Genomic DNA, 15434 nt, shown 5'->3' with positions numbered 1-15434 from the left:
AAAAATGGCATGTTAGCCTACTTTTCAGACAGCCTCTTTATTATACTTGAAAAATATATACAAAAATCGCAATTAGGCAAGTGAAATATTTAAGTCTGTTAATACTAATACATTCGCATGTTGCTGTAATGCTGTAACTGGTGAATCTACAGTTTGTGCGTCTTGGAATAAAGATTCCAAAGCTGCTCGCTTTTTCTCTCCAACAGCAATTAGTAGTACTTCTTTTGATTGCAAAATATTAGCAATTCCCATCGTAATTGCTTTTACAGGTACTTCATCAATCGAATTGAAATAGCGGGCATTTGCCTGACGTGTTGATTCAGTTAATGTAACAGCATGCGTTTTTTTAGAAAATGATGTGCCAGGCTCATTGAAGCCGATATGTCCATTTTCCCCTACTCCTAAAAGCTGAACATCAATTGGGTGCTGTTCAAGTAAATCATTGTACTGCTGTACTTCTCGCTCTATATCCTCCGCTAAACCATTAGGAAGATAGCTTTTCTTAAATGGCTTTTGCTCAAAAAGCTCCTTTTGCATGTATGTAAAGTAACTTTCTGGATGCGTGTCAGGCAAGCCAATATATTCATCTAAATTAAAGCTCGTACAATTTGAAAAGTCTACATCGCTTTGACGTAAATTTTTATAGAGGGGTTGCATCGTTCCACCAGTAGCTAAACCAAATGTCTTTGCACCATCCTTTACTTTTTGCTGTAAAAATTGTGCGGCAAAGTCATAAAGCTCATCGATATTTTCAAAAGATTTCAATTGTATTGCCATAAATATTTTCCCCCTTAATGATTGTACACTCGATTAGCCCAGTCTTTGATTTGCTCAGCTGATTCGCATGCCAAAAGTTTATCTGCTTGCTGTTGTAAAGCTTGTTTATTTAACTTCAATAAATTTTCCCGCGCAGGTAATACGGCGCTTGCACTCATCGATAATTCATCCAATCCTAATGCTAAAAGTACAGGTAATGCAAGTGGTTCGCCAGCCATTTCACCGCACATTCCGGTCCAAATACCATGCTTACGAGCACTTGAAGCCACTTGCGCAATTAAGCGAATAATTGCTGGATGGAATGGCTCATATAAATAAGCAATCGACTCATTCATGCGGTCGGCTGCAAATGTATACTGAATTAAATCGTTTGTACCGATTGAGAAGAAATCAACCTCACGTGCTAAAACATCTGCAAAAATTGCTGCTGACGGCACTTCAATCATAATGCCTATTTCATATTCACCGATAGTTACACCTTCATTTACTAAAGCATCATGCTGTATTTGTAAAATACTTTTCGCCTGACGTAGCTCCTGAATTGTTGCAATCATTGGGAACATAATTTTCAAATTACCGTATTTGCTTGCGCGTAATAATGCGCGAAGCTGTGTAACGAATATGTCTTCATTTGCTAAAGAAAGCCGAATAGCACGCTGACCTAAAAAAGGATTTTCCTCTTTCGGTAACTGCCAATATTCTAAATGCTTGTCACCACCTATATCAAGTGTACGCACAACGACTGGCTTATTATTCATTTTTTCAAGTACTGCTTTATAGAGTTCAAACTGTTGCTCCTCTGTAGGTAATGAAGTGCTATCCATATATAAAAACTCTGTACGGAATAAACCGACACCGTCAGCACCTACTTTTAAAACGGCTTCTACATCTTGAACGCTACCAATATTCGCTGCGAGCTCAACATGCACACCGTCTTCTGTCACGCTTTCTTTATTCGCGAATTGCTGTAACTGTATTTCTCGCTGTGCTTGCACTGCCATACGCTGCTCCGCTGCTTGTCGAATGCCTTCTGATGGATTGATTGTTAATTGTCCAGATACACCGTCCAACAACACAAGCTCACCATGTGCAATTGTTTCCGCTTCCTTTACACCTACAACAGCTGGAATTTGCAATGTTCTTGCTAGAATCGCTGTATGTGATGTACGTCCACCTATTGTCGTAATAAAGCCCTTCACAAATTGCTTATTTAATTGCGCTGTTACAGATGGCGATAAATCGTAAGCAATTAATACAACTTCCTCGTCAATTTGAGATACATCAGGCAGCACTTTACCAAGTAAAGAGGCTAAAATACGGCGCGCTACATCCTCAATATCTGCTGCACGCTGACGCATATATTCATTATCCATTTGGCTGAATAAATCGATAAATTGCTGTGCTATTTTTTGCAAAGCTTTTTCTGCTTGCACATGCTGGTCGATTTCCCCTTCAATGGCCGCATGGAAATCAGGGTCTTGTAACACAAGTAAGTGGGCAGAAAAAATTTCTGCCTCCTCCTCACCGACCATCAAAATCGCATAATCACGAATTTTCTCAAGCTGCGTTTTTGCATTCGCAACCGCTAGATGAAAGCGTTGCTTTTCCGCAGATGGCTCAATCGTGTCTCGCTCGGTAATCAATAAGTCAGGCTCTGCTAAGCGATACGCTTTTGCAACAGCTACGCCCTCCGAAACCGCAATGCCTTGCAATTGTCTCATCATTGACCAATTCCTTGTGTTTTGATTACTTCCTCCACCTTTGCAAGTGCTGCAGCCGCATCATCGCCTTCAGCTCTTACCGTAATAGCACCGCCAGATGGAATAGCAAGCGCCATAACACCCATAATTGATTTTAAATTGGCTTCACGACCATTGTAAGCAATTGTTACATTTGATTGAAATGGAGCAACTCCTTGCACTAATAATGTACATGGGCGAGCGTGTAATCCTTCTGCTGCTGTAATTGTGAAAGTTTTTTCCATGATAAATTCCTCCTAATTGAATGTAATTCTGTTTTCAAACTGCCTGCAGTATTTATCGTTTTGAGAAGTAGACTGGTTAATATTATTACTAACAAACACAGGTGCTTCTTGCTGTACTGCTAATAGCTGTTCAATAACCATACTAACGAATGCGTTGAGCAATGCTGCACCAACAACTGTAGAGCTTGCTCCATATTGATAGTCACCGCTTTGTAAAACCCCATCTCCAATAGGCACTGACGTATTAAAAACGGCGTCCACAATTTGCTCTAAACGCATGCCACTACTATGTGTGCTTTCCTGTTCAGTATAGCATAATGATTGCAAAGAAATAACAAATGCCCCTCGTTCCTTCGCTTCAAATGCCATTTCAATTGGTGCGGCATTGCGACCTGAAGTCGAAATAATAATGACTATATCTTCTGGTCGAATATCAAACAAATGGCGATGTGCGAGCACAACCCCTTCTTTTCGCTCATTACGCGAAGATGTAGTAGGTCCTGCAGCAAGCATTAATGGTTCAATATAAATCGCTTTAACTGGCACGAGTCCACCAGCACGATAAAATAGTTCCTCAGCTAGCAGGAAGGAATGCCCTGCACCGAATAGCTGTATAATACCACCTTTTCCAATCTTCTTAGCCGTCATTTCGGCAACTTCTTTTAATTGTTCTTCTTGTTGCCCCACCTTATTCAGCAATTGCTGAATATTTTTAAAATATTGATGCATTTACTCACCTCGCAATCCTAAGTAATTATTTATTATTTTACTGTGTTTTATCGTTAAAATAAAACTTTTTTAAAGAAGTTTAATGTCTGTCTGTTGATGCAGAGTAAACGATTTGACCATTAACAATCGTATATTGTACTTGGAAATTTTCATCGATAATTACTAAATCCGCATCTTTTCCAACCTCAATATAGCCTTTTTGTGATAAACCTAGCTGTTTTGCGGCGTTGAATGAAGACATTTGAGCAAGTTCCTGCCAAGATGCACCGGTTGCCTGCTGCATATTCCGAAGTGCATCATTCATTTTCAAAACGCTACCGGCAAGTGCACCGTTTGCTAAATGAGCTCCCGATTTTGTCACATGGACTTCCTGCCCGCCTAAATCATATTCTCCATAAGCCAACCCTTTTGCCCGCATCGCATCTGTAATTAAAATGATTTTTTCTGAACCTTTCAAACGGTATGCTAAATCAACCATTTCTGGATGTATATGAATAAAGTCAACAATCATTTCGACATATACATCCTTTTCTAATAAAACAGTCCCTACAACGCCTGGCTCTCTATGATGCATTGCCCTCATTTGATTATACAAATGCGTTCCTTGTGTGACGCCCTGTGCAATAGCTTCTTTTGTTTCCCTTGCTGTAGCATTAGAGTGACCAATTGAAACGACAACCCCTAACTGCTGTGCATAGTTGACAAGCTCCATTCCTTGTTCTGGCGCAATAGTCATTTGTTTAATTGCGTTGCCACTTAATTCATGCCAACGTCGATATTTCTCAATTGAAGGCAATTGTATATACTCAATTGGCTGTGCACCTGCGCAATGAGGCGATATAAAGGGACCCTCTAAATGAATGCCTAATAAATTGGCTTCCCCCATTCCTTGCTGGAATCTCGCTACATTTTGCAATGCTGCTTCAATTATCGCTTCACTTTGCGTCATCGTCGTCGCTAAAAAGCTTGTTGTTCCCTCTGCTACAAGTGCAGTAGCAAATTGATGGAGCGACGTAATTGTCGCATCCATCGTATCAACACCATTCGCCCCATGAATATGCATATCAATAAAGCCAGGTAAGCAATAATATCCTGTACAATCTATTCCTATAGCATTTTCATTCGTTTTTGTTATAGCCGCAATTTGTGTTCCTTCAATTTTCACACTACAATGCTCTGTTAAACAATCATGATTCACAACTGTAACATTTTCTAAAATGAGTGGCTTCGTCATAACTATCAGTCCTTAATTAATTTCAATATGAATTGCTTCTCCACTTTGTAGTTTGCCGCTTTCTTTCACTTTAATTTCCTTACCTTGTAAATTAGTAAATACGACAGGAGTGACAATTGATGGTGCTGCTGCGCTGACTAAAGGTAAATCAACTTTCAATAGCGGGTCACCTTTTTTCACCGTTTGACCTTGCTTAACGAATGTTTCAAAGCCTTCGCCATTTAATTTTACAGTGTCTAAACCTACATGAATTAAAATTTCTGTACCGTCTGCCGTTAGTAAGCCAATCGCATGCTGCGTTGGGAATATCATTGCAACCTCACCGTCTACCGGTGAAACGAATATGCCATCAGCAGGGTTTACCGCAAAGCCTGGTCCCATCATACCTGTTCCGAATACTTGGTCGGGCACGGCTGTTAATGGTAATAGCTCACCTGTTGCAGGCATCGCTACATCCATTACGGCATTTACTGCTGGCTTTTGCTGCTCTTCATTTGGCATAATAGCTTCATTTTTTAATGGTGGATGCCCTTGCTTTAATCTCGTTTTCATCGCATCACCTAAAAACTCAACGGATGGTCCGATTACAACTTGTGCTGCTGTTTTGCTCATGCGCATAACGCCTCTTGCTCCGTAGCGTTTTAATAAGGCTTCATCAATTGCTGTCGCATCCTTTAATGACATACGTAAACGTGTTGCACAATAATCAACTTCACTTATATTCGCTGGACCGCCAAGCCCTTCAATCATATAAAAAGCTTTTGTATCTAACACTTCATCTGCTGAACCTACAAGCTCTGCCTCTTCCTCATCATCCTCACGCCCAGGTGTTTTTAAATCCAATATTTTAATTAAGAAGTAGAATACAATGAAGTAAATTGCACCGAATACTAAGCCTATTAAAATAATTAATGCTGGCCTCGTCGCTATACCAAAATTTAGTAAATAGTCACTTAAACCCGCCGAGAAGCCAAAGCCGTGTAATACACCCAGTGCTTCTGTAATATATAATGATACACCCGTTAATACAGCATGCACAAAGTATAATACTGGTGATAAGAACATAAAAGTAAATTCAATTGGCTCTGTTACCCCAGTTAAAAATGCGGTTAAAGCGATGGATAGGAACATCCCACCTACCGCAGCACGCTTTTCCTTTTTCGCGGCAAAATACATTGCTAAACATGCCGCTGGCAAACCGAACATCATAATCGGGAAAAAGCCTGCTAAAAACGTTCCCGCTGTTGGGTCTCCAGCTAAGAAACGGTTAATATCACCTTTCACAACATTCCCAGCTGCATTCGTAAATGAGCCGAAATCGAACCAAACAATCGTATTCATAACGTGGTGAAGACCGACTGGAATTAATAAACGGTTAAAGAAGCCGTATAAGCCTACACCTAAACCACCTGCACCTAAAATCCATCCTGCCCCACTATCAATTACGGATTGAATAGGTGGCCAAATGACACCGAAAACAAATACTAATACGGTCATTGTAATCGATGTAATAATCGGTACGAAGCGCCTACCACCAAAGAAGGATAACCATTCTGGAAATTTCACGTTATAAAACTTATTATATAATAACCCTGCAATAATACCTGAAATAATACCGCCAAACACACTCATATTAATCGCTTCATCGTATGCTTTTAAGCCACTAGTTAATACTAGATAGGCGATTGCACCTGCAAGCGCAGCTCCTCCGCTCGTATCAAAGGCTAACCCCATCGCAATCCCGATAGCAAATATAAGTGGTAGATTGCCTAAAATACCGTCACCAGCTGCTGCAATAATAGGTAAATTCAGCATATCCTCTTGCCCAAAACGAACGAGCAATGCTGCTGCTGGTAAGGTGGCAATTGGAAACATTAATGATTTACCAATCTTCTGTAAAAAAGCTAACATTGAATAATCCCCCTTTAATCTTTGGACTAGTTGTCTATACAAGTATACATAAAATGAAAACGCTTTTCTAGATTATTTTAAAAGAAGTTATAAATTTCGAAAAAGATAACTAGACATAGAAAGAACGAATCCCGAATATGCCGTTATATTGTTAAAGTTTTGAACCCGCTCTCTAGCAGGTGGGTGCCCGCTTCACTACATTAAACGTCCCGCTACGGTAGGGGGCATGTTTGCCGTAAGTGAAATAAAGGCTCCCATTCATTTAATGTTCGGTCAAAACATAGATTAACAACTAAAAAACAAACACTTCAAGATTCGTATTAACCATATTGTAGCACGAATAATCTGAATATTCAAGTTAATGGTATATTGCTTTTCACCTAATTTTGCTTTCTCTCTTTTAAAAGCTGTAAAAAAATGGGTCTGTCCAAAAAGCCGTGCATAGCCGGCATTTTGGACAGTAGCGACAACATTTTACAAAAGTGTTGACTCATATAAATAGAGAAAGTTTCTTTTGAAAGTGTGACGAACACTAGCTTTAGCAGTGTTAACCTTCAGTAAAAGAGAAGAGATGAAAACTTTTATTTCAATGCGTCTTCAAAACAGAATGTACTTTTCAGACAGCCTCGGCTTTTTTATAGGTTAAGAGTGTTCTATTTTATTCTTTTTCTTTGCGAGCTGTTACTGCTAAATGTAGCTCTGTTAGTTGTGCATCAGCCACTTGTGCAGGTGCGTCTGTTAATAAGCAGCTTGCAGATGCCGTTTTTGGGAAGGCTATCGTGTCGCGTAAGTTCGTGCGACCAGCTAATAGCATCACTAAACGGTCAAGACCAAATGCTAAGCCACCATGTGGAGGTACTCCATATTCAAAGGCTTCTAATAAGAAACCAAACTGCTCATGCGCTTCCTCTTGTGTAAAACCAAGTAATGCAAACATTTTTTCTTGGAGTTCCCGCTCATAAATACGCAATGAACCACCACCTAGCTCATAGCCATTTAATACTATGTCATAGGCTTGTGCACGAACCGCTTGAGGATTCGTTTCCATTAAAGCGATATCTTCATCAAATGGACGTGTGAATGGGTGATGTGCTGCATAATAACGCCCTTCCTCTTCATCATATTCGAATAATGGCCAATCAACAACCCATAAAAAGGCGAATGTTGACTCATCGATTAAATTTAGCTCCTTGCCTAATTTTAATCGCAATGCACCAAGCGCATCGGCTACAACTGAAGCTTTATCGGCTACAAATAATAATAAGTCACCCGCCTCCGCTTTCGTCGCCTCTATAATCGCTGTTGCTGCAGCTCCTTCAAAGAACTTCGCAATTGGTCCGTTCAAGCCTTCTGTCGTTACTTTTAACCATGCAAGACCTTTCGCGCCGTAACGCCCAGCAAATTCACCTAATGCATCAATATCTTTGCGTGAATAGTTATCAGCGGCACCTTTTACATTAATTGCTTTTACTTCTCCGCCAGCCTTCACTGCATTAGCAAATACGCCGAAAGCAGAATCTTTTACAATCTCTGATAATTGCTGTAGCTCTAGACCGAAGCGAACATCCGGCTTATCTGAGCCGTAACGTGCCATTGCCTCCTGATAGCTCATACGCTGGAACGGTGCTTCCACTTCAATTCCTTTTACATCACGCATTACTTGCTGAATTAAGCGCTCGTTCATGGCAATAATTTCATCCATCGTCATGAAGGATGTTTCAATATCGACTTGCGTAAATTCTGGTTGACGGTCCGCACGTAAATCTTCATCACGGAAGCAACGCGCAATTTGGAAGTACTTCTCAAACCCCGACACCATTAATAATTGTTTAAATAATTGTGGCGACTGTGGTAACGCATAAAATTCACCTTCGTGCACGCGAGAAGGAACTAAATAGTCACGTGCGCCTTCTGGTGTAGATTTTGTTAAAATCGGCGTTTCTACTTCTAAAAAGCCTTCATTTTGTAAAAAGTTACGAATTGTACGCGTTACATCTGAGCGCATTTTAAATGTATCGAACATTACAGGTCGGCGTAAATCTAAATAGCGATATTTTAAGCGTAAGTCCTCTGAAATTTCCGTTTTATCATCAATTGCAAAAGGAGGTGTTTTTGCTTCATTAATAATTGTTAAGGAAGAAGCAATCACTTCAATTTTACCTGTTTTAATATTTTGATTAATTTGTCCCTCCTGGCGAAGTACAACTTTTCCTGTTACCTCAATCACAAATTCGCTACGAATCTTTTCTGCAATTGCAAGTGCTTCGGGAGCCTCATCGCCAAATACAACTTGGACAATCCCTGTGCGGTCACGCATATCAACGAAAATCAACCCACCTAGGTCGCGTCTTTTTTGTACCCACCCTTTTAATACTATTTCTTGACCGTGGTGCTGCTCATATACCTCACCACAAGCATGTGTTCTTTGTGCCATTATTTATTCCTCCAACATTATTTTTGCTCTAAAAGATAGTTCACTAAATCATGGAATGCAACTTTTTGCTGGTCGCCTGTTTCCATCGTTTTGACATTCACCGCTGCCTCCGCAAGCTCCATCTCTCCTAAAACAAGCACATACTTTGCACCTAAACGGTCTGCTGCCTTCATTTGTGCCTTCATCTTGCGATCAATGTAATCCATATCTGCCGAGATACCTTTTGCGCGGAAAGAGCTAATTAATTCTGCTGCCTTGACCTTTGCCTCAGCATCAATAGCAACAACAAATACATCTAGCTTATTATTCACGTTTAGCTCAATACCCTCTGCTTCAAGCGCTAATAATAAACGCTCAATCGAAAGTGCAAAGCCAATGCCTGGCATATCTGGTCCACCGATATCCTCCACTAAACCGTTATAGCGCCCGCCACCGCAAAGTGTTGTAATAGCACCAAAGCCAGATGCTGTCGACATAATTTCAAATGCTGTGTGATTATAATAATCAAGCCCGCGCACTAAATTTGGATCAATTTCATACGCAATTCCTAGCGTATCTAAATACATTTTCACTTTGGCAAAATAGACTGCTGAATCTTCTGTTAAATAATCTGTTAATGCTGGTGCTGATACCATTAACGGATGCCCTGCGTCAACTTTACAATCTAAAATGCGAAGCGGATTTTTTTCTAAGCGTTTTTGACAGTCTGAGCAAAACTCTCCAATGCTTGGCTCGAAGTGTCCAATTAATGCCGCGCGGTGTGCATCGCGCGTTTCTTTATCACCTAGCGAGTTCAAAACAAGCTTTAAATCCTTTAGGCCAAGTGTGCTATAGACGTCCATCGCTAATGCAATAACCTCTGCATCAATTGCTGGGTCTGCTGAACCGATTGCCTCTACACCAAATTGTACGAATTGACGATAGCGCCCTGCTTGCTGACGTTCATAGCGGAACATCGGCCCCATATAGGATAGTTTCACGGGTTGGTCTGGCTGTCCAAACATTTTATGCTCAACATAGGCACGTACTGCCGAAGCCGTCCCTTCAGGTCGAAGTGTTAAAGAGCGCCCTCCACGATCATCAAATGTATACATTTCTTTTTGTACAATATCTGTCGTATCACCGACACCGCGTTGGAATAACTCCGTTGACTCAAACATTGGTGTGCGAATTTCGTTATACCGATAAACACGACATAATTCGCGAATTTTTTCTTCAATTAGCTGCCATTTTTCCGATTGTTCTGGCAAAATATCTTGCGTTCCTCTAGGTACTTTAAAGCTCATGATAAGCTCCCCTTTCCTCTTACTTCTTGCACGCTGTTTTACTTGAATCAAAATAAAAAAAGCCCTCGTCCCCTGCATATTTTGCAAGGGACGAAAGCTGATTCATCAGTTCCGCGGTTCCACCCTAGTTGGCATAATTAGATTACACCCTCTCGAAATTCGGATAACGGCCGATTCCGTTTTTCCCTACTATGCATAAGCATTTCGAGAAAAAGCCTCTCAAGTGTTATTCGCAATGAACGTACTGTAGGAAAAATTGCAGCCGATGTTTTTCCTTCTCTGTGTCAGCCCTAGTTATTGCTACTTGCTTGGTCGATGGCGATTTGTTTTTGAATTTATACTTTATCATAATGATGTATACAGGTCTTGTCAACTATTTTCAAAAAAACTATAGATTTTCATATCGTAATGCTTTTACAATATTAATAATGTGGTGCTCACCACTAGTTATATGACCAATATATATGTTAAAACTGGATGCATACGATTATCAATTCAGACAGGATAAACAATTTTGAAAGGAGTAAAATAATGAAAAAAACATTTAGCATATGGACGATTTGTGCCATGCTCATTTTAACGATGCTGCCCACGCTGCACAGCGCAAAAGCAGCGCAAGACGATTACATAGTGAATGCTGAAATTTTATATTTACGCGAAGGTCCCGGCCTTTCCTATCCTATTTTAGAAACACTAAAAGAGGGTCAGTTACTTTCTTCCACTCGACAGCAAGGTGATTGGATGCATGTAATAATCAATAATAAAGAAGGCTGGGTAGCTAAGTGGCTCATCAAACAAACAACAGCGACTGAACAGGACAAGTCAGAGCAGCAAATTGTTATTTCACAAGTGGACAAGCTGAATGTACGCGCAGAGCCCTCCTTATCCTCAACAGTGCTAACCCAGCTTCCCTTAGGTGCTGAGACACAGCTACTTCAACAGCAGGAGGAATGGGTACAAATCCAATATGGAAATGTTATCGGCTGGGTTTCCACATTGTATATTACGGTCAATGAAAAACAGCTAGCTACCGTAGCGGAGGAACAACAAGAAGAAACATCTATCGAAACATTAGAAAATGACCCAAATACATTTACAATTGTAGTGGATACAGTCAATGTCCGAAAAAAAGCTAGCACAACATCCAAAATATTAGGTGTGGCAACAAAAGACCAGCAATACAAAGTATTAAGTAGAAAAAATAATTGGGTGGAAATCCAATACTCAAAGAAAAAATCAGGTTGGATTTATAGTTTTTATGGGACATTTACTGTCCAGCAAGATGCGCCTACTGATCCGCTAAAACCTGTTACAGAAAATGTCACAATTATTTATAATGGAACTAACTTACGAGAGCAAGCCTCCACCTCTTCAGCTGTTGTTCAGCGTGCAGACGCGGGACAACAATATAGCATTATCGCTAAGGAAGGGGAATGGTATAAAATTGCGGTTGGTGAAAAAGAGGCCTATGTGGCCAATTGGGTAGTCTCTGCCTCTCAAAGTGAAGCAATTACTACTGCAAGTCAAAAAAATCGCAAAAACGGAACATTGCAGGGGCTGACAATCGTCATCGACCCTGGACATGGCGGCAACGATCCCGGAACGACAGGCGTTCGTGGCACATATGAAAAAGGATTAACATTGCAAACGGCTGAGCTGCTAAAATCAAAATTACGAGCAGCAGGGGCAAATGTTGAACTCACTCGTGAGGCAGATGTTTTCGTTGATTTACGTAAACGTATAGCTGTTGGTCATCAAGCAAATGCCGATGCCTTTATTAGCCTTCACTACGATGCAAATGAAATAAGCTCTGTTACAGGCTTTACTACCTATTATTACGGCGACACGAATAAAGAGCTTGCCGAGGCTATTCAGCAAGGACTTGAAGGGACGGTTAACTTGCGCAGTCGTGGTGCACAATTTGGCAACTTCCTCGTGCTACGAGAAAATCGTCAAAATGCGATATTAATTGAGCTTGGCTATTTAAGCAATGCTGCTGAAGAAGCGGTTATTACAACTGACTATTACCGTGAGCAAGCAACGCTCGGTATTTACCAAGGCTTATTAAATTATTTCAATCAATAAAAAACGGGGCTGTCCGAAAAGTACATTTTGTTTTGCCACCGCATTGAAATCAATGTTTTCATCGCTTCACTTTTACTGAAAGCTAACACTGCTAAAGCCAATGTTCATCCCATTTTTAAAAGAGGTGCTTTCTGTTTAGATGAATCAACATTTTGTGAAACATCATTGCTACTGTCCAAAATGCCGGCTATGCACGGCTTTTTGGACAGCCTAGTTTTTTGCATTTTTATGAAGGTATTTATGATTTAGAAAAAATCCATGCTCTTTTAAAAGTTACTTTTTAGAAAGTCCCTTTCCTCACTTCGACTCCACAATAATCGTCACAGGTCCATCATTAATTAAGGAAACATCCATCATTGCCCCAAAAATACCTGTTTCTACTTGTAGACCATATGTGCCTAGCTCTTTGTTAAATGCTTGCCAGAGCGTTTGCGCAAAATCAGGACGTGCCGCATCTGTAAAGCTTGGACGGCGTCCCCTTTTCACGTCGGCATACAAGGTAAATTGTGAAATGGATAAAATAGCTCCACCAACTTCTAAAATCGAATGGTTCATTTTGCCGTTTTCATCTTCATAAAGACGTAATTCTGCCACTTTTTTCGCTACGTATTGAACATCTTCTAGCGTATCTGCATGTGTAATACCGACTAGTAAGACATAGCCTTTATCAATTGCTCCCGTTATCGTACCATTCACTGTAACGGAAGCATTTTTCGCTCGTTGGAGCACGACTTTCATAGGATTACCTCTTTTACTACTTTAGTTAATAACACGTTGCACCGAATAAACATCAGGTAATTGCTTAATTTTTTCGACTACTTTAGTTAATTCTCCGATATTTGTAATCGCAATTGTTAGCTGCAAGGTTGCCATTTTTTCTCTATCCGCGCGTCCAGCAACTGCTAAAATATTCGTTTTAGATTCGCTCACCACTTGCATAACATCATTTAAAATACCATGACGGTCATATGCTGAAATTTCAATATCAACAGGATATTGTTTGCGCTCTGTTGCTGTTCCTACTTCCCATTCAACAGCGATTAAACGCTCTTTGTCGTCATCTTGAATATTTGGACAGTCTGCTCTATGCACAGAAACACCGCGCCCTTTCGTAATGAAGCCGACAATCTCATCGCCCGGGACAGGTGTACAGCAGCGTGATAGACGAATAAGTAAATTATCAATGCCTTTTACAGCGACACCCGATTCTGTTGTGCGCTTTGGCTTAGGCTTTTGCATTTCCTTCACAATTTTTTCGAGCGCTTCCTCTTGCTCACGCTCTTTGCGCATTTTTTCCGCTAGGCGATTTACTACTTGCTGTGCGGTTATTCCTCCTACACCGATAGCCGCATACAAGTCTTCCTCATGCGTATAGTTGAATTTTTCAATTACGCGCTTAATGTTTTCCTGAGTTAAAACCTCTTTAGCCTCAAATTCTTGCGCCTTAATTTCTTTTTCAATTAGCTCTTTCCCTTTGATTACGCTATCTTCACGCAGATTTTTCTTAAAATATTGTTTAATTTTGTTTTTCGCCTGCGAACTTTGAGCAATTTTAATCCAGTCACGGCTAGGTCCAAATGATTGCTTAGATGTCAGCACCTCAATAATATCCCCCGTTTTTAGCGGTGTATCGAGTGGAACCATCTTGCCATTGACTTTAGCCCCAATTGTTTTATTGCCGACTTCTGAGTGCACACGGTAAGCAAAATCTATAGGCACAGAGCCCGCTGGCAATTCAATTACATCGCCCTTTGGTGTAAAGACATAAACCATATCCGAAAATAAATCAAATTTTAATGATTCCATAAACTCCTCAGCGTTGGATGATTCATTTTGGAATTCTAAAATTTCACGGAACCAGCTCAGTTTTTGGTCGATGCTTTCCTTGCTGCGTTCCACTGCCTTCCCTTCTTTATAGGCCCAGTGCGCCGCAATCCCGTATTCAGCAATTTTATGCATATCTTTCGTACGAATTTGCACTTCTAAAGGGTCACCATATGGCCCGATAACAGTCGTATGCAAGGATTGATATAGGTTTTGCTTTGGCATTGCAATATAGTCTTTAAAGCGACCTGGCATCGGCTTCCAAAGTGTATGAACAATGCCAAGCACCGCATAACAGTCTTTAATGCTATCTACCATAATACGAACAGCCAATAAATCATAAATCTCATTAAATTGCTTTTTTTGCATTGCCATTTTACGATAAATGCTGTAAATATGCTTTGGTCGTCCATAAATATCCGCATCGATTTCTATCTCATCAAGCTGTGATTTAATTTCATCCATTACATTATCCAAATATGCTTCGCGCTCATCGCGCTTCCTCTTCATTAAGCTAACGATGCGATAATACTGCTGTGGGTTCAAATAGCGTAACGCCGTATCCTCTAACTCCCACTTCACTGTCGAAATTCCTAAACGATGAGCGAGAGGTGCAAAAATTTCAAGCGTTTCATTTGAAATACGTCGTTGCTTTTCTGAAGGTAAATGCTTTAATGTGCGCATATTATGTAGGCGGTCTGCTAGTTTAATTAAAATAACGCGAATATCCTGTGCCATCGCGACAAACATTTTACGATGATTTTCAGCCTGCTGCTCTTCCTTCGACATATATTTAATTTTTCCTAGCTTTGTTACACCATCTACAAGCATTGCTACTTCCTCATTAAATTCACGCACTATATCCTCACGAGTCAATGCAGTATCTTCTACGACATCGTGCAAAAAGCCTGCCGCTACCGTCGCCGGGTCCATTTGTAGCTCAGCTAATATTCCTGCTACTTGTACAGGGTGAATAATGTATGGTTCACCTGAGCTACGAAACTGCTCTTTATGCGCTTCCTTCGCAACCTCATACGCCTTCTTTACAAAGTCAACGTGTTCATTATTCATATATGATTTAACGAGCTCGAAAACATCTTCGGGCGCTAAAATTTGTTCTTTCGCCATTGCATATCCACCTTGTCCCTATATTTTCACGATTCATGTATA

The 15434-nt window shown here is 40.4% G+C and carries 11 protein-coding genes, 1 other RNA gene and 1 other annotated feature; of the genes, 1 reads left to right on the top strand and 11 read right to left on the bottom strand.

The features are described from left to right. Window positions 1-72: 72 nt before the first annotated feature. From MHB51_RS01630 to hisS, 9 genes are all read right to left on the bottom strand, one after another. Window positions 73-777, bottom strand: coding sequence for a glucosamine-6-phosphate deaminase (locus MHB51_RS01630; protein WP_342558845.1), 705 nt, complete (start codon window positions 775-777; stop codon window positions 73-75). Between the two features lie 14 nt (window positions 778-791). Further along, on the bottom strand, window positions 792-2498 hold the full coding sequence (ptsP, locus tag MHB51_RS01625; protein ID WP_342559454.1) for a phosphoenolpyruvate--protein phosphotransferase: 1707 nt from the start codon (window positions 2496-2498) through the stop codon (window positions 792-794). Further along, window positions 2498-2761: an HPr family phosphocarrier protein gene (locus MHB51_RS01620; RefSeq protein WP_153061600.1), complete on the bottom strand. Its 264-nt coding sequence runs from the start codon at window positions 2759-2761 to the stop codon at window positions 2498-2500. The genes ptsP and MHB51_RS01620 overlap by 1 nt, the downstream gene beginning before the upstream one ends. 12 nt (window positions 2762-2773) lie before the next feature. Continuing rightward, the gene (locus tag MHB51_RS01615; RefSeq protein ID WP_107942872.1) at window positions 2774-3490 is read right to left on the bottom strand and encodes a sugar isomerase domain-containing protein; all 717 of its coding nucleotides are present in this window, start codon (window positions 3488-3490) and stop codon (window positions 2774-2776) included. 79 nt (window positions 3491-3569) lie between these two features. Beyond that, the gene (gene nagA, locus MHB51_RS01610) at window positions 3570-4724 is read right to left on the bottom strand and encodes an N-acetylglucosamine-6-phosphate deacetylase (RefSeq protein WP_342472290.1); all 1155 of its coding nucleotides are present in this window, start codon (window positions 4722-4724) and stop codon (window positions 3570-3572) included. A gap of 12 nt (window positions 4725-4736) precedes the next feature. Beyond that, window positions 4737-6635 carry an N-acetylglucosamine-specific PTS transporter subunit IIBC gene (nagE, locus tag MHB51_RS01605; RefSeq protein ID WP_342558844.1) on the bottom strand — a complete coding sequence of 633 codons (1899 nt, stop codon included), beginning with the start codon at window positions 6633-6635 and terminating at the stop codon, window positions 4737-4739. Between the two features lie 124 nt (window positions 6636-6759). Next, window positions 6760-6953, bottom strand: a non-coding RNA gene (ssrS, locus tag MHB51_RS01600) — 6S RNA. Window positions 6954-7293: 340 nt separating this feature from the next. Beyond that, window positions 7294-9069, bottom strand: coding sequence for an aspartate--tRNA ligase (gene aspS / locus MHB51_RS01595; protein ID WP_342558843.1), 1776 nt, complete (start codon window positions 9067-9069; stop codon window positions 7294-7296). Window positions 9070-9086: 17 nt separating this feature from the next. Continuing rightward, a complete protein-coding gene (gene hisS, locus MHB51_RS01590) occupies window positions 9087-10355 on the bottom strand; it encodes a histidine--tRNA ligase (protein WP_066162531.1) in 1269 nt (422 codons plus the stop codon). Window positions 10356-10438: 83 nt separating this feature from the next. After that, window positions 10439-10680: a binding site (T-box leader), on the bottom strand. 206 nt (window positions 10681-10886) lie between these two features. Here hisS and MHB51_RS01585 point away from each other — a divergent pair. After that, window positions 10887-12440, top strand: a complete 1554-nt coding sequence (locus MHB51_RS01585) for an N-acetylmuramoyl-L-alanine amidase (protein WP_342558842.1) — start codon at window positions 10887-10889, stop codon at window positions 12438-12440. A gap of 297 nt (window positions 12441-12737) precedes the next feature. Here MHB51_RS01585 and dtd read toward each other — a convergent pair whose 3' ends face one another. Beyond that, window positions 12738-13178 carry a D-aminoacyl-tRNA deacylase gene (dtd, locus tag MHB51_RS01580; RefSeq protein ID WP_066162525.1) on the bottom strand — a complete coding sequence of 147 codons (441 nt, stop codon included), beginning with the start codon at window positions 13176-13178 and terminating at the stop codon, window positions 12738-12740. 21 nt (window positions 13179-13199) lie between these two features. Beyond that, window positions 13200-15392, bottom strand: a complete 2193-nt coding sequence (locus MHB51_RS01575; protein ID WP_066162522.1) for a bifunctional (p)ppGpp synthetase/guanosine-3',5'-bis(diphosphate) 3'-pyrophosphohydrolase — start codon at window positions 15390-15392, stop codon at window positions 13200-13202. Window positions 15393-15434: the final 42 nt, after the last annotated feature.

The organism is Metasolibacillus sp. FSL K6-0083 (genome assembly GCF_038630865.1).
Taxonomy (GTDB): domain Bacteria; phylum Bacillota; class Bacilli; order Bacillales_A; family Planococcaceae; genus Metasolibacillus; species Metasolibacillus fluoroglycofenilyticus.
The sequence above is the reverse complement of the archived record's forward strand: the minus strand, read 5'-3'. Positions and strand labels throughout refer to the sequence as shown.

Coding starts and splice junctions, on each gene's coding strand:
- MHB51_RS01630 (WP_342558845.1), bottom strand. CDS start 777: ATGGCAATACAATTGAAATCTTTTGAAAATATCGATGAGCTTTATGAC.
- ptsP (WP_342559454.1), bottom strand. CDS start 2,498: ATGAGACAATTGCAAGGCATTGCGGTTTCGGAGGGCGTAGCTGTTGCA.
- MHB51_RS01620 (WP_153061600.1), bottom strand. CDS start 2,761: ATGGAAAAAACTTTCACAATTACAGCAGCAGAAGGATTACACGCTCGC.
- MHB51_RS01615 (WP_107942872.1), bottom strand. CDS start 3,490: ATGCATCAATATTTTAAAAATATTCAGCAATTGCTGAATAAGGTGGGG.
- nagA (WP_342472290.1), bottom strand. CDS start 4,724: ATGACGAAGCCACTCATTTTAGAAAATGTTACAGTTGTGAATCATGAT.
- nagE (WP_342558844.1), bottom strand. CDS start 6,635: ATGTTAGCTTTTTTACAGAAGATTGGTAAATCATTAATGTTTCCAATT.
- aspS (WP_342558843.1), bottom strand. CDS start 9,069: ATGGCACAAAGAACACATGCTTGTGGTGAGGTATATGAGCAGCACCAC.
- hisS (WP_066162531.1), bottom strand. CDS start 10,355: ATGAGCTTTAAAGTACCTAGAGGAACGCAAGATATTTTGCCAGAACAA.
- MHB51_RS01585 (WP_342558842.1), top strand. CDS start 10,887: ATGAAAAAAACATTTAGCATATGGACGATTTGTGCCATGCTCATTTTA.
- dtd (WP_066162525.1), bottom strand. CDS start 13,178: ATGAAAGTCGTGCTCCAACGAGCGAAAAATGCTTCCGTTACAGTGAAT.
- MHB51_RS01575 (WP_066162522.1), bottom strand. CDS start 15,392: ATGGCGAAAGAACAAATTTTAGCGCCCGAAGATGTTTTCGAGCTCGTT.